Source organism: Burkholderia sp. BCC0397, from assembly GCF_902832865.1.
In the GTDB taxonomy this organism is placed as follows: domain Bacteria; phylum Pseudomonadota; class Gammaproteobacteria; order Burkholderiales; family Burkholderiaceae; genus Burkholderia.
In genome coordinates this window covers 849,384-864,511 of sequence record NZ_CADFDL010000001.1, presented here as the reverse complement: position 1 = coordinate 864,511, position 15,128 = coordinate 849,384, and the positions used below count along the sequence as shown (strand labels likewise).

Sequence of the window (15,128 nt, the reverse complement as noted above, 5' to 3'; positions counted from 1 at the left end):
GGGCCGCGCGGCCGCCGTCGTTCGGGTAGCATCGAACGATCGACCGCGCGGGCTGCCGCACCTCGCCTACACAAAACAAGACTTCCGGAGACTGCCGCTCATGCCGTCGCATGCCGATTCGCCCGCTGCCCATCACGCGGGTTCGCTGACCATTTTCCAGGGCGCCGCGCTCTATATCGGCGCGGTGCTCGGCACCGGCGTGATCGCGCTGCCCGCGCTCGCCGCCGAAGTCGCGGGGCCGGCCTCGCTGCTCGCATGGGCTGCGCTCGTCGTGCTGTCCGGGCCACTCGCGGCCACCTTCGCCGCACTCGGCGCCCGCTATCCCGATGCGGGCGGCGTGTCGACCTACGCGCGGCGCGCATTCGGCCCGAAGGCCGCGGCCATCGTCGGCTGGTGCTTCTATTTCGCGGTGCCGGCCGGCGCGCCGGCCGCCGCGATGTTCGGCGGCGCATACGTCGCGGCCGTCACGGGCGGTGGACACACGACGATCATCGTCACGGCCGCCGCGCTGATCGCGACCGTGTCGGCCGCGAACGCGTTCGGCGTCACCGTATCGGGCCGCATGCAACTGGTGTTGTCGGCGCTGCTCGTCGCGCTGCTGCTTGCCGCGGTGCTTGCGTCCGCACCGCATGCCCGCACCGCGAACCTGCATCCGTTCGCCCCGCACGGCTGGCTCGCGGTCGGCGAGGCCGCCGCGCTGCTCGTGTGGAGCTTCGCCGGCTGGGAAGCGATCACGCATCTCGCGGCCGAATTCCGCCGGCCCGCGCACGACATGCCGCGCTCGGCCGGCATCGCGGTCGTGGTCGTCGGGCTCCTGTATCTGTCGGTCGCCGCCGCGAGCGTGACGGTGCTCGGGCCTTCCGCGGGCGCATCGGGCGCGCCGCTCGCCGAACTGATCGCGGGCGGCATCGGCGGCCATGCGCAGGTGCTGGCGGCGGCCGCTGCGCTGCTGCTCACGCTCGGCACGATGAACGCGTATTTCGCGGGCGCGGCAAAACTCGGGGCCGCGCTCGGACGCGACGGCGCCCTACCCGCATGGCTCGCGCAGGGCAGCCAGGTCGGCGGCGTGCCGCGCCGCAGCCTCGGTGTGATCGCCGTGCTCGCGGCCATCGCGCTGGCCGCCACGACGCTGTCGGACGTCGGACCGAAGCCGCTCGTGCTCGTGACGTCCGGATGTTTCGTGATGGTGTACGGGCTCGGCGCGGCGGCCGCGCTGAAACTGCTGCCGCGTGGCGGCATCGCGTACCGCTGCGCGTGGATTTCGCTGATTGCGGTCGCCGGGCTGTTCACGACGACCGGATGGTATTTCCTGTGCCCGCTGCTGCTCGCGGGCGGCGCACTGCTTTATCTGCAGGTCACCGGCCCGCGTCAATGACCCGGCATGCGCCCGCGGGCCGACGCCCGCCTGCTCGCCGCACCCGTCGCGCGAACCATCGCGTCGGTCCGGCCGCGCGTCGTTGGTTCGCGCCGGTCAGGCCGGCACCAGCTCGAAGCTGAGCCGTTTGCCGAGCGCGGCGGCCGCGCTCGCGAGCGTCGCCAGTGTGAGGCTCGTATCGGTTTCGTCGAGCAGACGGTTGAGTGCGGCGCGGCTGGTTTTCATCCGCGCGGCCATCGCCGTTTTCGTGATGTGCTGCGCCTTCATTTCCTGCCCGATCTGCCACGCGATCACGCGCTTGATCGCGGTGGCGGTGGCCGCTTCGAGATTGCCGTCCGCTTCGAGGAAGGCGTCGAAATCGCTGCCGATATGCGGATTGTTCGTGGTCGTCATGTCGTGCTCCAGGTGCATGGCGTTGCCGGCTGCCCGACCGTCGGAGACGGTGCGTTCCGGCGCAACCGGGGAATTCAGATGGCGTGCGTCAGCGCTTTCAGGCGCGCGACAGTGACGTCGAGATCGTCCGACGGCGTGGCCCGCGACTGCTTGAAGAAGCCGTGCAGCAGCACCATCGTGTCGCCGACGACCGTGAACAGCACGCGCGCGCTTCGCCCCGGCACCGTCACGCGGATCTCCCACAGATCCCTCGCCATCTTCCGGACCAGCGGCATGCCGAGCGGCCAGCCGAGTTGAACGGTCTTGATCTCTTCGCCGATCGCCCTTCGCTCCACTTGCCCGAGCGCATTGAGCCATTCGCGCACCGGCTCGTGGCCGCGGGCCGTCCGGAAGAACCGCACGCCGAGCGTGACCTGAATCTGCTGTCTCGCCATCGTCTTGTCGTCCATCGTATCAAAAACGGTACGATATGCCAAGCACCCCGACGACGGCTACTGACCGGATGGCCAATCCTTCGGCAAGAAAGGAGATCGGGCCCGGCATGTCGCCAGGCCCGGTGGATCAGCGCTTGCCGCGAGCGGGCTTGCGCGCCGCGCGTGGCGCCCGGTGCGGGCGCGCATCGCCGAACCGCGACCGCGCGATGTCGCGCACCGCGTCGATCAGCGTCCGCGCGACCGGCGACGGCTGCGCATCGGTACGCAGCACGAGCCCGACCGGCTCGTCGGTGCCCGCCGACGGCAGCGGCAGGCGCGCCAGCGCGCCGGCCGACAGATCGTGCTCGGCCGCATAGAGCGGCACGAACCAGACCGCGTCGTTCTCGAGCGCCAGCGCGCGCGCGACCGATACCGACAGCACCTCGATGAACGAATCCAGCGGCGGCGCGCCGCATGCGCCGAGCAGTTGCTCGGCGGACTGGCGGATCAACGTGCCGAACGGCGGCAGCACGACCGGATAGCGCGCCAGCTCGGCGGCCGGCGCCGCGCTCGCGAGCAGCGGATGCCCGGCGCGCACGACCGCGACGAGCGGCTCGTTGTACAACTGCTCGAACGCGAGCCCGATCATCCGCTCGGGCTCCGACAGCCGGCCGATCGCGCATTCGATCGCCCCGGATTTCAGACGCTCGAGCAACTCGGCGTTCGCGGCCGTCGCGATCCGCACGACGATGCGCGGCCAGCGCGCGGTCAGCGCCTTCATCAAGGCCGGCGCGAGCGAGGCCGCGACGGTCGGCAGCATGCCTATTTCCAGCGTCGCGGCGGCGGCCCCGCCCTCGCGCGCCAGCAGCCCGACGCCCTGCCGCAGCGCCAGCACGCACGCATTCGCGTGCGGCATGAACAGTTGCGCTTCGCGGGTGGGCTGCGCGCCGTGTCGGCCGCGCTCGAACAGCTTCACGCCGAGGATCGCCTCCAGCTCGGCGATCGTCTTCGACACGGCCGGTTGCGTGATCGACAGGCTTTCCGCCGCCTTCTGCACGCCGCCCAGCTGCGCGACCGCGAGAAAACACTGCAGGTGCCGGAATTTGACGCGGCCGTCGGCGATACGGTTATTCATAACGGGTGGTTATGCGAATGACGATGAATCGCCATTTTGCATAACTTTCCGGAAAGGCCCAAGCGTTCGGGACGACGTCATGCATGACGCCGCAGCGCGTGGAATCCCGTCGGCTCCCAGATCCGTTTCGCGATCAGCAGAGCCGTGCCGTGCTTTTGCCCGAGCGGCGCGGACGACGACTCCGCATGCAGCGCCGCCGCCTTGCTGCTCAGCCGCCGCAGTTCCTGTTCGAGCTCCGCGGCGGCCGCGTCCGTCAGCATCCCTTGTAGGAACGTCATCGTCTCGCCCGGGCCGTCGAAGCGGCTGCCGAGAAAATCGTCGAGCACGTGCGCATGGAAGTAGCGACGAATCGGCCCGCCCGGCAGCCAGTCGAAATCGCGCGCGACGCGCACGCGAATCCGGTCGCCGGGCAGCAGCGCGATCACGTTCATCCGGTCGAGCATCAGCAGATATTTCACGCACTCGGCCTGCGTGACGCGATAGGCCGACACGATGTCCTGCACGGTCCAGTAGTTGATTGCGCAGACGGCGACCAGCAGCAACTTCTCGTCCGACACGAGCAACGCCTCCTGCTGCTCGGTCAGCACGCGCAGGCGCGGCGCGGACGCCGATGCTTCCTGCACGAGCTCGGCGAGCGTATAGCCGAGCAGCTGCGCGATCTCCGCGACGCGCTCCAGCGTGAAGCGGCCGCTCGCGAACAGCCGCTTCACGCTCGTCTCGGAAACATCGAGCGCACGCGCGACGTCCCGGTAAGTCATTCCCTGCGCCTTCAACTGGCGCTTCAGCGTTTCGATGAGTTGGGCGGTCTCGGTCATATTGGTATCAAAAAATGATGCTCGAGGTCGGATATTAGGCTACTCGCGCATCCGCATCAGCACTTTTGGTTACTTGTCTGCATAATCCGCTCCGTCCTGTCACACAACGACGGAGCCGAAATGACCGCCCGAATCGACACAGCCACCTGCGAACCGCACCACGCCGCCCCGCGCGATGCACGCGACACCGATCGCATGATGCCGCTCGCCACCGTGCGCACGCTGGCCGCCGGCGCGCATGTCGGCGATCTCGTGTTCATCCGCGAGCCGGCCGGTGCGCCGGATGCCGCGACCGGCTCGGCGGGCGCCTGGGCCAACCGCTTCGGCATCGTCGTCGATACGTCGGGCGACGAACCCGTGATCGCCGAGTCCACCGCGTTCGCGTGGACGAAGCTCACGCCGCTGTCGCGCTTCGTCGCCCGTACCGACGGCGGACGCATCGCACTGGCGCGCCGCGTCGCGGCAGCGTCGGCCGACGCGCAGCGCCACGTCCATGCGCTGGCCGAACAGCGAATCGATGCGCTGCTCGGCAGTCGCTTCAACCTGCGGGCGCGGCGCGGCTTCTGCGCGCAGTACGTGGCCGACGTGCTCGGTGCCGGCCACGCGTCGACACCGTCGGCCCTGCTGCGCAGCGGCACGCTGGCGCTCGAATTCGACGGGATCGTGTTCGATCCACGCCATCCATGACGACGGGCACGCTCGGGGAGACCGGATAACAACGAGAACAAATGACAAAAAAAACAGCGACGGGCTGGCTGGAGGGCCGTGCACGGGGTCGTCACCGACGACGCGAAGCCCGATCGCTTTTTTCCGCCGGACAGGCTTCCTGTCCGGCGGAATTTTCATTTGGGGGACCAACATAACGAACGGTTATGCGATACGCGAAAAAAGGTCATTTTGCATAACTTTCCGGATTGGCTAAAGTCGTGCCGTTACTTCGCGAAAAACCTATCAGGAGACGCCCGATGGATTCCCCCACGATCCTCACGCCGCGCGACTGGCCGTCGCATCCGGCCTATGTTCACCCCGAGTACCGTTCGTCCGTGAAGCGCGGCCCGACCCGCCCGCTGATCCCGCTGAAGGAGAAGCTGCGCGACCAGTACGCGCCCGTCTACGGCGCGGAAGATCTCGGCGCGCTCGACCACGACCTGACGAAGAACGCCGTGAAGAACGGCGAGCCGCTCGGCGAGCGGATGGTCGTCACCGGCCGCGTGCTCGACGAAGGCGGCAAGCCCGTGCGCAACACACTCGTCGAGGTGTGGCAGGCCAACGCGGCCGGCCGCTACGTGCACAAGGTCGACCAGCACGACGCGCCGCTCGATCCGAACTTCCTCGGCGCGGGCCGCTGCCTGACCGACGACGAAGGCCGCTACCGCTTCCTGACGATCAAGCCCGGCGCGTATCCGTGGGGCAACCACCCGAACGCGTGGCGCCCGAATCACATCCACTTCTCGCTGTTCGGCGACTACTTCGGCTCGCGCCTCGTCACGCAGATGTACTTCCCCGGTGATCCGCTGCTCGCGTACGACCCGATCTTCCAGGGCACGCCCGAAGCCGCGCGCGAGCGGCTGATCTCGCGCTTCTCGATGGACATCACCGAAGAAGGCTATGCGCTCGGCTACGAATTCGACATCGTGCTGCGCGGCCGCGACGCCACCCCGATGGAGCGCTGAACCATGACGACGCTGAAGCAAACCCCTTCGCAGACGGTCGGCCCGTACTTCGCGTACGGCCTGTGCCCGCAGCAATACGACTACGACCTGAAAAGCCTGTTCACGCCGACGATCGCCGCCGCGCACGCCGAAGGCGAGCATGTGCTGCTGGTCGGGCAGGTGTTCGACGGCGACGGCAACGTGGTTGGCGACGCGGTGCTCGAATTCACGCAAGTGGACGGCGCGGGCCGCTATCCCGCGTCGCGCGACGACATCGCGAAATCCGGCTTCACGGGCTTCGCGCGGGTCGGCACGGGCACCGACCCGCAGCAGCGCTTCGTCGTCGAGACGGTGAAGCCGGGCCGCGTCGCCGCCGACGAGGCGCCGCACATCAACGTGACCGTGATGATGCGCGGCATCCTGACCCACGCGTTCACGCGCGTGTACTTCGACGACGAAGCCGCCGCGAACGCGGTCGACCCCGTGCTGAACGCGGTGCCGGCCGAGCGCCGCGCGACGCTCGTCGCGAAACGCGACGCGCAGCCGGGCCGCCCGGTCGTCTACCGCTTCGACATCCGCATGCAGGGGCCGGACGAAACCGTGTTCTTCGACGTTTGATGCATGCGCCGGCGCTCGCCGGCTTCGCCTGCAACCGCACCGCCGCGTGGCGCGATACCGACAGGCATCGCGCCACGCGGCGTTTTGGGCCCGCGTCACCCTCATTCGATGGTGCGCCGCATCATGATCCGTAGCGGCTGCGGACGCCTATCCTCATCGGCTTCCCGCCCCGATATTCAACGCGCCATTGAAGCGCATGCTGCGACAGCACATCAATCGTCGGGCCGACACGATATCGTTTGCGCGTTATGCGGCGTATTCTTTGTTATTCGCAACGAGCCGGAAGAATTGAATCGCGTGAAGCAACAATGACATGAATCATGTGCGACGCTGCCCGACAGGCGGCCCGCGCATTTTTTCAGACCGAGTGCCTTTAAACGCGTCTGGCCGAAGTTGGCGGACGCGTATTTTTTGGCGGCGCGGCCCGCGCAGAGCTAGCGACGCATCTCCAGATACCGGCTCGGCGTGTCGCCCAGAATGCGGCGAAATGCCGACGTGAATGCGCTCGCGCTCGCGTAGCCGAGATCGAGCGCGACGCGCGTCACCGGCTGCCCGTCGGTCAGGCGCGAAATCGCCGCGAGCATGCACACCTGCTGGCGCCAGGCGGCAAAACTCACGCCCGTCTGCGCGCGGAACTGTCGCGTGAACGTGCGCCGGCTCACGCCCGCGTCGGCCGCGACCCGATCGAGATCGGCGTCAATCGACGGCGCCGCGAACAGATGCCGGCACACCTTCGCCAGCCGTGCGTCGGCCGGCAACGGCGCATGCAGCGACAGGCGCGGCATCGTCGCGATTTCGGCGACCAGCAGATCCATCAGCTTGCCCGCGCGACCGTCGACGTCGTACATGGCCGGCAGGTCGACCGCCTCGTCGATCAGTTGCCGCAGCAGCGGCGACACGCCATACACGCCGCACTGGGTGGGCAGCCCGGCCGCCTGCGCGGCGTCGGCGGACACGAACGCGTTGAGCATCGTGACCGGCCCGGTCATCGTCATTTCGTGCCGCACGCCGGCCGGCACCCAGCACGCGCGCTGCGGCGGCACCAGCCAGCGCCCGTGCGGCGTGGACACGCTGATCGTGCCGCGCGACGCGAATGCGAATTGCCCGCGCACGTGCGCGTGATCCGGAAACGTCGTGCCCGCCGCAAATTCGTTGGCGAGCACGACCACGCTCCGGGGAATGTGTTCGTAGGGATCTAGCAGCGTATTTCTCACGGCCCGAATTCCATCATCAATGACCCGATATCGAAGGTGGCCCGCCCCGTCGCGCGATCGGCCGACCGGCCGCGCACCGGCGGCATCGTCGCGGCACGCATCACCGCAGCATGAACGACATCGCCGACAGGCTGTTCAGCGTGCGCACCGCGTGTTCGACCGACGGCCCGTCGAACCGCAGTGTCACCGCATCGACGCGCTCGAGCGACGGCAGCACGCAGAACAGGTCGGCGAGCGCGGCCGTCTGCACGCGCAGCGTGCAAGCGGTCGGCGCGGGCCGATGGGCGCCCGCGCGCCGGCCGGACGACAGCGCATGCGCGACCGTTTCCCGTGCGGCGGTCGCGATCCGCGCGCACGACGCGGACGGCGTGAGCGTCTCGCCGCTGGATGCGCCGCCGGCCGTCTTGACCGTCTCGAAACGCGCGTCCGGAAACAGCGGCTGCGTTTCCTCGGCGAATACGTCGTCGCCCGTCGCGAGCGCGACATGCGCGCCGTATTCGTGCGCCAGCGCCCCGTACAGTCCGGCTTCGCCGAGCTCGACGCCGTTCAGCCACACCTGCGTGAACGCAAAGCCGTTGATCGTGTGCGCGAGCACGCCGCGTGTCTGCGATTTCGCGTGATAGCCGATCATGAACACGAGATCGGGCTGCTGTTCGAGGCCCGCCATCATCCCGAGCGTGCGCGGCTTGCCGAGCACGACGCGCGCCCGCGCATCGAGCCCGTCGGGCAGCAGGTTGCGAAAGCCGCCATGCGAATCGTTGACCCAGACGGCCTGCGCACCGCCGGCGAACGCGCCTTCGATCGCCGCGTTCGCCTCGGCGGTCATCCAGCGGCGCGCCCGCTCGTATTCCGGATTGCCGGCACGCGTCTGCTCGGTCGCGAATACGCCGGCGACACCCTCGATGTCGGTCGAGATCAGGATCTTCATGACAGGGTCGAACGTCCTTCGTTGTCTTCGTTGAACAGCCGGTCGAGATCGGGCACCGCGTCGCGCAGCGATGGCCGCACGTGGCCGTCGCGCCCGGCGACCGTTACCGCTTGCAGCAAGGCGTCGGCGATCGCGTGCTCGACGCTTTCGGCAGCAGCCATGAACAGCGGATCGAGCGCCGCATCGGCCACGAGGGCCGGCAGCGCGATCGTCGATGCATCGTGCGCGATCGTGTAGGCGGTCGAGAAGGCGAGCGCAATGTCGCCGCTGCCATGCCCGTAGACGGAACCGGTGCGAGCCAGCCCGGCCGCCGCGCGGCGCGCGAGCCGCGACAGCTGCCGCGCGTCGAGCGGCGCATCGGTGGCCAGCAACAGGATGATCGAGCCCTGCTCGGGCGGCGCCGTGTGGGCAGCTTCGGCCGCGCGCCGTTGCGCGACGATGCGCCCGAGCGGCACGCCGCCGAGCGTCAGCATCGGCAGCCGGCCGAAATTCGCGAGCACGAGCGCGCCGACCGTATACGGCCGGCCGGCCGCGACGGCCACGCGCGATGCGGAACCGATCCCGCCTTTCAGGTCGAAGCACGACATCCCGCGCCCGGCGCCCACCGCGCCGCGTGCGACGTCGCGCGACGCCGTGCGGCATGCGTCGTCGTAATGCGCGGCGGTGACCGCGAATGCCTGGAGATCGTTCAGGTAACCGTCGTTGCACTCGAACACGAGCGGGTTGACGGTCGGCCAGTCGCGGCCGATCCGCGGATTCGCCGCGATCGCCGCGCGGATCTGCGCGTGCGCGACCGCGCCGACGCCGAACGTATTGGTCAGCGCGATCGGCGTATCGAGCGAGCCGAGTTCGTCGACCTGCACGAGCCCGACGCTCTTGCCGAAACCGTTGATCACGGCCGCGCCCGCCGGCACCTTGCTGCGGTACACGTCGCCCGGATGCGGCTTCACCACCGTCACGCCCGTCTGCACGTTGCCGGCATCGAGCGTGCAATGGCCGACCGTCACGCCCGGCACGTCGGCGATCGTGCCGCGCGGCCCGGACGGCAGCGTCTCGCTCCACATCGGGACTGCTCGCATCAACGGCGCTCCAGCTTCGGGTCGAGCGCGTCGCGCAGCCCGTCGCCGAGCAGGTTGAACGCGAGCACGGTCAGGAAGATCGCGAGGCTCGGGAACACCGCGATGTGCGGCGCCGTCACCATGTCCGCGCGCGCCTCGTTCAGCATCGCGCCCCACTCCGGCGTCGGCGGCTGCGCGCCGAGCCCGAGGAACGACAGGCTCGCGGCGGTGATGATCGACGTGCCGATCCGCATCGTGAAGTAGACGACGACCGACGACACGGTGCCCGGCAGGATGTGCCGCATGATGATCGTCCAGTCGGACGCGCCGATGCTGCGCGCGGCCTCGACGTAGGTCATGTGCTTGAGCATCAGCGTGTTGCCGCGCACGAGCCGCGCGAACGCCGGGATGCTGAAGATCGCGACCGCGCAGATCACGTTGACCATCCCGTTGCCGAGGATCGCGACCACGCCGATCGCGAGCAGGATGCCCGGAAACGCGAACAGCACGTCGGCGACGCGCATCGTGATGCGGTCCCACCAGCCTTCGTAATAGCCGGCGAGCAGCCCGAAGAACGTGCCGATCACCGCGCCGAGCGCAACCGAGAAGAAGCCGGCCGCGAGCGAGATGCGCGTGCCCGCGATGATCCGGCTGAAGATGTCGCGGCCGAGCGAGTCGACACCGAACCAGTGCACGGCCGACGGCCCCGCGTTCAGCGCGTCGTAGTCGAAATAGTTCTCCGGATCGAACGGCACGATGTGCGGGCCGACGAACGCCAGCACGACGAGCGCCAGCACGAAGCCGCCCGCGACCAGCGCGACGGTCTGCTTGCGGAACTTGCGCCAGAATTCGCGCCACGGCGTGCGGATCGCGGTCGATGCGGCCGGCGCCGCGGGCTGGACAGTCGCGTTCATGCTGGCCTCACTTGAACCGGATGGTCGGGTTGATGACCGCGTACAGCACGTCGACGGTCAGGTTGATCAGGATGAATTCCAGCGAGAACAACAGCACGATCGCCTGGATCACCGGGTAGTCGCGCATCGTCACCGCATCGACCAGCAGGCGCCCGAGCCCCGGCCAGTTGAACACGGCCTCGACGACGATCGAGCCGCCGAGCAGGAAGCCGAACTGCAGCCCCATCATCGTGACGACCGGGATCATCGCGTTGCGCAGGCAATGCTTGAGCACGACCATCGGTTCGTGCACGCCCTTCGCGCGCGCGGTGCGCACGAAATCCTCGTTCAGCACCTCGACGAACGACGCGCGCGTGAAGCGCGCCATCACCGCCGCGACCGCGGCGCCGAGCGTCAGCGACGGCAGCACGTAGCTCTTCCACGTGCCGTCCGGCACGACCGGCAGCCAGCCGAGCTTCACCGAGAAGATCTCCATCAGCAGCATGCCGAGCGCGAACGCGGGAAACGAGATGCCCGACACCGCGAGCGTCATCCCGAGACGGTCAGGCCAGCGATTGCGCCACACGGCCGACGCGATCCCGATCGCCATCCCGATCGCCGTCGCCCACACCATGCTGACGAGCGTGAGCAGCAGCGTCGGCATGAAACGTTCGCCGATCTCGGTCGACACCGGCCGCTTGCTGCGCGTCGACATGCCGAAATCGCCGTGCGCGATCTTCACGAAGAAGTTCGCGAACTGGGTCGGCATCGGTTTGTCGAGCCCGAGATCGGTGCGCACGAGCGCGACCGTCGCGTCGTCGGCTTCGGGGCCGGCCGCGAGCCGCGCCGGATCGCCGGGCAGCAGGTGCACGAACAGGAACACCAGCACCGCGACGATCGCGAGCGTGGGCAGCAGGCCGAACAGGCGTTTGACGAGAAAATTCAGCATGGGGCACCGGTCGGGTCAACGCGCCGGCGGCTTGCGCCGCCGGCACCGCATGGCGGGCGAACCGCCGTCATTTCAGCGAGATTTCGTCGAAGTTGAACGAGCCGTCCGGCATCACGTACATGCCCTGCAGGCGCTTGCTGCGTGCGTAGACGATCTTCTCCTGCACGAGGAAGATCCACGGCGCGTCGGTCCAGATCTGCTTCTGCGCATCGGCGTAGAGGGTGGCCTTCTTCGTGCGATCGGTCGTGGTGAGCGCCTGCGCGAGATCGTCGTCGACCAGACCGTTCTTGTAGTACGCCGTGTTGTACAGCTTCGGCGGCGCCGACTCCGAAGCAAGCAGCGGCGACAGTGCCCAGTTCGCCTCGCCGGTCGACGCCGACCAGCCGCTGTAGTACATCCGCACCGGCGCCTTCGCCGGATCCTGCGCACTCTCCACCCGAGCGACCCGCTCGCCGGCCTCGAGCGCCTGTACCTGCACCTTCACGCCGACCTGCGCAAGCTGCTGCTGGACGAACTGGATCAGCTTCTGCGCCGTCGTGTGATTGTAGGCGGACCAGAGCGTCGATTCGAAGCCGTTCGGATAGCCGGCCTCCTTCAGCAACGCGCGAGCCTTCGCCGGGTCATACGGCCAGGGCCCGAGTTTCGTTGCGTATTCGACGCCAATCGGCGCAACCCCGGTCTGCGGTGTCGCGTAACCGGCGAACACGACCTTCGCGAGCGCGTCCTTGTTGACCGCGTAGTTCAGCGCTTCGCGCACCTTCGGGTTATCGAACGGCTTTTGCCGCGTGTTCAGCGAAATGTAGCGCTGGATGATCGACGGCGCCTCGATCAGGTCCACCTTCGGATTGCTCTTCAGATCGTTCGCCTGCTCGAACGGAATCGTGAACGCGAAATCGGCCTCGCCGGTCTTGATCAGCGCGGCGCGCGTGTTGTTGTCGACCACCGGCTTCCAGTCGATCGCGTCGATCTTCGGATACCCCTTCTTCCAGTAACCGGCGAATTTCTTCACCTTCATGTCGTCGGTCTGCTTCCATTCGACGAACTCGAACGGCCCGGTGCCGACCGGATGCAGCGACACGTCGCGCCCCCACTTCTTCAGCGCGGCCGGCGAAATCATCACCGCGGACGGGTGCGCGAGCGTGTTGATGAACGCCGAGAACGGCTCGTGCAACGTGAACCGCACGGTGCTCGGATCGACCACTTCGGTCTTCTCGATCACCCGGAACAGGCCGTACCGCTTCAGCTTGTTCGCCGGATCGGTCACGCGGTCGAAATTCGCCTTCACCGCAGCGGCATTGAAGTCGGTGCCGTCGTGGAATTTCACGCCCTGGCGCAGCTTGACCGTGTATACCTTCGCGTCCGGCGACGCCGTATAGCTGGTCGCGAGCACGTTGACGAGCTTCATGTTCCGGTCGAAACCGAACAGGCCTTCGTAGAACGACTTGACGACAGCCTGCGACACCGTGTCGTTCGCGTCGTACGGGTCCATCGTCGTAAACGTCGAGTACACGGCGACCACGACGTTCTGCTGCGCGAACGCGGGCACCGCGACCGACAACGCGAGCGCGCCGGCCCCCGCGGCGAGCAGCGCGCGCGGACGGAACATCGGGAACGAATACGGATTGTTCATCTTGTTGGGCTCCTGTGGATGATTCGGTAACGCGTGATGGAAATCGCGGCGTGACTGCACCCTTTCGGGAAAAAGACGCCGTTGCCTTGCTCGTGCGCAGCTTCGGTCCATATGCAAGCTCCCGCGCGTTCAGTACGCGCCGCCGACGCGATGCGTCGCGACGTAATGATCGGGGCCGACCGCGACGAGCGGCGCAATCACCGGCTCGTCGCCGACCGCGCGGATCGGGCTCGGAATCTCGTCCGCCGCGAGCTGGCGCGGCGCATGCCGGCGCGCGGGGTCGGCCACCGGCACCGCGCTCATCAGCTTCTTCGTGTACGGATGCTGCGGCGCCTCGAACACCGCGCGGCGCGGGCCGATCTCGACGATCTGGCCGAGATACATCACCGCGACGCGATGGCTGACGCGCTCGACCACTGCCATGTCGTGCGAGATGAACAGATACGCGACGCCCAGCTCGCGCTGCAGGTCGAGCATCAGGTTGACGATCTGCGCCTGCACCGACACGTCGAGCGCCGACACCGACTCGTCGGCGATCACGACTTTCGGGTTCAACGCGAGCGCACGCGCGATCGCGATCCGCTGGCGCTGGCCGCCCGAGAATTCGTGCGGATAGCGGCGCGCGGCTTCCGGCGGCAGGCCGACCTTGTCGAGCAGCCAGTCGACGCGCGCCTGCGCTTCGCGGCCGCTCGCGACGCCGTGCACGAGCAGCGGCTCCATGATCGAGAAGCCGACGGTCAGGCGCGGGTTCAGCGACGCGAACGGGTCCTGGAAGATGAACTGGATGTTCCGACGCAGCGCCTGCAGGTCAGATCCCTTCATCGCGCTGATGTCGCGGCCGTCGAATTCGATCGAGCCGCTCTGCGATTCGACCAGGCGCAACAGCGAACGGCCGGTGGTCGACTTGCCGCAGCCCGACTCGCCGACGAGCGCGAGCGTCTCGCCCGCGCGCAGCTCGAAGCTCACGCGCTCGACCGCATGCACGTATTGCGACACGCGGCCGAACACGCCGCTCTTCACCGGAAAGCGCGTGACGAGATCGCGCACGCGCAGGATCGGCGGCGCGGCGTGATCGACGGGCGGCTGCGCGTCGTTCGCGGCGGACGCCGTGATCGGGGCGGCAGGGGCCGCGCTCGTGCCGTCCACCTTCAACAGCGGAAACTTCTCGGGGGCGTCGGTGCCCTGCATCGAGCCGAGCCGCGGCACGGCCGCGAGCAGCGCCCGCGTGTAGCGATGCGCGGGCGTCGCGAAGATGCGGTCCGACTCGCCCTCCTCGACCTTCTCGCCGCGGTACATCACGAGCACGCGGTCGGCGACCTCGGCCACCACGCCCATGTCGTGCGTGATGAAGATCACGCCCATGTTCATTTCATCCTGCAGCCCGCGGATCAGTTGCAGGATCTGCGCCTGGATCGTCACGTCGAGCGCGGTCGTCGGCTCGTCGGCGATCAGCAGCGCGGGCCGGCACGACAGCGCCATCGCGATCATCACGCGCTGCCGCATCCCGCCGGACAGCTGGTGCGGATAACGCACGAACACGCGGCGCGCTTCCGGGATGCGCACGAGATCGAGCAGCCGCAGCGCTTCCGCGCGTGCTTCGGCCGCGCCCTTCGACTGGTGCAGCGCGATCGCCTCGCTGATCTGGTCGCCGACCGTAAACACCGGGTTCAGCGACGTCATCGGCTCCTGGAAGATCATTGCGATGTCCGCGCCGCGGATGCCGCGCATCGTCGCGGCACTCGCCTGCGCGAGATCGACCAGCGCGCCGCCACGGCGCCGGAACGCGATCCGGCCGCTCGTGATCTCCCCGCCGCCATGCTCGACGAGCCGCATCAACGCGAGCGACGTGACCGACTTGCCCGAGCCCGATTCGCCGACGATCGCGAGCGTCTCGCCGCGATCGACGTGAAACGACACGTTGCGCACCGCGTCGAACGTCGCGTTTTCGCGGCGGAACGTGACCGACAGGTCGTCGACGGCCACCACGCGCTGCTCGGGCAGCGCCAGGACCGACGGGTTACGGCTCGAAGTCATGCATCTCTCCTCGTGCGATCC

The 15,128-nt window shown here is 68.2% G+C and carries 15 protein-coding genes; 4 read left to right on the top strand and 11 right to left on the bottom strand.

Annotated features, from left to right (window positions below; genetic code table 11):
• Positions 1 to 100: 100 nt before the first annotated feature.
• The gene (locus HWX03_RS03930; RefSeq protein WP_175819446.1) at positions 101 to 1,375 is read left to right on the top strand and encodes an amino acid permease; all 1,275 of its coding nucleotides are present in this window, start codon (positions 101 to 103) and stop codon (positions 1,373 to 1,375) included.
• 96 nt (positions 1,376 to 1,471) lie between these two features.
• Here HWX03_RS03930 and HWX03_RS03925 read toward each other — a convergent pair whose 3' ends face one another.
• From HWX03_RS03925 to HWX03_RS03910, 4 genes are all read right to left on the bottom strand, one after another.
• A complete protein-coding gene (locus HWX03_RS03925; protein ID WP_012338300.1) occupies positions 1,472 to 1,768 on the bottom strand; it encodes an XRE family transcriptional regulator in 297 nt (98 codons plus the stop codon).
• A gap of 74 nt (positions 1,769 to 1,842) precedes the next feature.
• Positions 1,843 to 2,202 (bottom strand): type II toxin-antitoxin system RelE/ParE family toxin, encoded by a 360-nt coding sequence (locus HWX03_RS03920; RefSeq protein WP_175870515.1) that lies wholly within the window; start codon positions 2,200 to 2,202, stop codon positions 1,843 to 1,845.
• A gap of 127 nt (positions 2,203 to 2,329) precedes the next feature.
• Positions 2,330 to 3,316 (bottom strand): pca operon transcription factor PcaQ, encoded by a 987-nt coding sequence (pcaQ, locus tag HWX03_RS03915; protein ID WP_174388557.1) that lies wholly within the window; start codon positions 3,314 to 3,316, stop codon positions 2,330 to 2,332.
• Between the two features lie 77 nt (positions 3,317 to 3,393).
• Positions 3,394 to 4,131 (bottom strand): helix-turn-helix transcriptional regulator, encoded by a 738-nt coding sequence (locus HWX03_RS03910; RefSeq protein ID WP_174432277.1) that lies wholly within the window; start codon positions 4,129 to 4,131, stop codon positions 3,394 to 3,396.
• Between the two features lie 120 nt (positions 4,132 to 4,251).
• Here HWX03_RS03910 and HWX03_RS03905 point away from each other — a divergent pair, with 120 nt between their 5' ends.
• From HWX03_RS03905 to pcaG, 3 genes are all read left to right on the top strand, one after another.
• The gene (locus HWX03_RS03905; RefSeq protein ID WP_175870315.1) at positions 4,252 to 4,818 is read left to right on the top strand and encodes a YiiX/YebB-like N1pC/P60 family cysteine hydrolase; all 567 of its coding nucleotides are present in this window, start codon (positions 4,252 to 4,254) and stop codon (positions 4,816 to 4,818) included.
• Between the two features lie 278 nt (positions 4,819 to 5,096).
• On the top strand, positions 5,097 to 5,804 hold the full coding sequence (gene pcaH, locus HWX03_RS03900; protein WP_011547893.1) for a protocatechuate 3,4-dioxygenase subunit beta: 708 nt from the start codon (positions 5,097 to 5,099) through the stop codon (positions 5,802 to 5,804).
• Between the two features lie 3 nt (positions 5,805 to 5,807).
• Positions 5,808 to 6,401 carry a protocatechuate 3,4-dioxygenase subunit alpha gene (gene pcaG / locus HWX03_RS03895; protein WP_175870314.1) on the top strand — a complete coding sequence of 198 codons (594 nt, stop codon included), beginning with the start codon at positions 5,808 to 5,810 and terminating at the stop codon, positions 6,399 to 6,401.
• A gap of 434 nt (positions 6,402 to 6,835) precedes the next feature.
• On the opposite strand, the gene HWX03_RS03890 is transcribed toward pcaG, so the two are convergent.
• The 7 genes from HWX03_RS03890 to HWX03_RS03860 form a co-directional block, all read right to left on the bottom strand.
• Positions 6,836 to 7,615, bottom strand: coding sequence for a helix-turn-helix transcriptional regulator (locus HWX03_RS03890; protein ID WP_175870313.1), 780 nt, complete (start codon positions 7,613 to 7,615; stop codon positions 6,836 to 6,838).
• 100 nt (positions 7,616 to 7,715) lie between these two features.
• Complete coding sequence (locus HWX03_RS03885) at positions 7,716 to 8,543, bottom strand: M55 family metallopeptidase (protein WP_175870312.1); 828 nt, start codon at positions 8,541 to 8,543, stop codon at positions 7,716 to 7,718.
• On the bottom strand, positions 8,540 to 9,622 hold the full coding sequence (locus HWX03_RS03880) for a P1 family peptidase (protein WP_175870311.1): 1,083 nt from the start codon (positions 9,620 to 9,622) through the stop codon (positions 8,540 to 8,542). Before HWX03_RS03880 ends, HWX03_RS03885 begins: the two co-directional genes overlap by 4 nt.
• The gene (gene gsiD / locus HWX03_RS03875) at positions 9,622 to 10,515 is read right to left on the bottom strand and encodes a glutathione ABC transporter permease GsiD (protein WP_174432285.1); all 894 of its coding nucleotides are present in this window, start codon (positions 10,513 to 10,515) and stop codon (positions 9,622 to 9,624) included. The genes HWX03_RS03880 and gsiD overlap by 1 nt, the downstream gene beginning before the upstream one ends.
• Positions 10,516 to 10,522: 7 nt before the next feature.
• Positions 10,523 to 11,443, bottom strand: coding sequence for a glutathione ABC transporter permease GsiC (gsiC, locus tag HWX03_RS03870; RefSeq protein WP_175819439.1), 921 nt, complete (start codon positions 11,441 to 11,443; stop codon positions 10,523 to 10,525).
• Positions 11,444 to 11,510: 67 nt separating this feature from the next.
• Complete coding sequence (gene gsiB / locus HWX03_RS03865; RefSeq protein ID WP_175819438.1) at positions 11,511 to 13,073, bottom strand: glutathione ABC transporter substrate-binding protein GsiB; 1,563 nt, start codon at positions 13,071 to 13,073, stop codon at positions 11,511 to 11,513.
• 129 nt (positions 13,074 to 13,202) lie between these two features.
• Positions 13,203 to 15,107: a dipeptide ABC transporter ATP-binding protein gene (locus tag HWX03_RS03860; RefSeq protein ID WP_175870310.1), complete on the bottom strand. Its 1,905-nt coding sequence runs from the start codon at positions 15,105 to 15,107 to the stop codon at positions 13,203 to 13,205.
• Positions 15,108 to 15,128 lie beyond the last annotated feature (21 nt).

What these genes read in the sequence shown, in the direction of transcription:
- gsiC (WP_175819439.1), bottom strand. Translation starts at nt 11,443, where the DNA reads ATGCTGAATTTTCTCGTCAAACGCCTGTTCGGCCTGCTGCCCACGCTC.
- pcaH (WP_011547893.1), top strand. Translation starts at nt 5,097, where the DNA reads ATGGATTCCCCCACGATCCTCACGCCGCGCGACTGGCCGTCGCATCCG.
- HWX03_RS03880 (WP_175870311.1), bottom strand. Translation starts at nt 9,622, where the DNA reads ATGCGAGCAGTCCCGATGTGGAGCGAGACGCTGCCGTCCGGGCCGCGC.
- HWX03_RS03860 (WP_175870310.1), bottom strand. Translation starts at nt 15,107, where the DNA reads ATGACTTCGAGCCGTAACCCGTCGGTCCTGGCGCTGCCCGAGCAGCGC.
- pcaG (WP_175870314.1), top strand. Translation starts at nt 5,808, where the DNA reads ATGACGACGCTGAAGCAAACCCCTTCGCAGACGGTCGGCCCGTACTTC.
- pcaQ (WP_174388557.1), bottom strand. Translation starts at nt 3,316, where the DNA reads ATGAATAACCGTATCGCCGACGGCCGCGTCAAATTCCGGCACCTGCAG.
- HWX03_RS03930 (WP_175819446.1), top strand. Translation starts at nt 101, where the DNA reads ATGCCGTCGCATGCCGATTCGCCCGCTGCCCATCACGCGGGTTCGCTG.
- gsiB (WP_175819438.1), bottom strand. Translation starts at nt 13,073, where the DNA reads ATGAACAATCCGTATTCGTTCCCGATGTTCCGTCCGCGCGCGCTGCTC.
- HWX03_RS03925 (WP_012338300.1), bottom strand. Translation starts at nt 1,768, where the DNA reads ATGACGACCACGAACAATCCGCATATCGGCAGCGATTTCGACGCCTTC.
- HWX03_RS03920 (WP_175870515.1), bottom strand. Translation starts at nt 2,202, where the DNA reads ATGGCGAGACAGCAGATTCAGGTCACGCTCGGCGTGCGGTTCTTCCGG.
- HWX03_RS03905 (WP_175870315.1), top strand. Translation starts at nt 4,252, where the DNA reads ATGACCGCCCGAATCGACACAGCCACCTGCGAACCGCACCACGCCGCC.
- gsiD (WP_174432285.1), bottom strand. Translation starts at nt 10,515, where the DNA reads ATGAACGCGACTGTCCAGCCCGCGGCGCCGGCCGCATCGACCGCGATC.
- HWX03_RS03910 (WP_174432277.1), bottom strand. Translation starts at nt 4,131, where the DNA reads ATGACCGAGACCGCCCAACTCATCGAAACGCTGAAGCGCCAGTTGAAG.
- HWX03_RS03885 (WP_175870312.1), bottom strand. Translation starts at nt 8,543, where the DNA reads ATGAAGATCCTGATCTCGACCGACATCGAGGGTGTCGCCGGCGTATTC.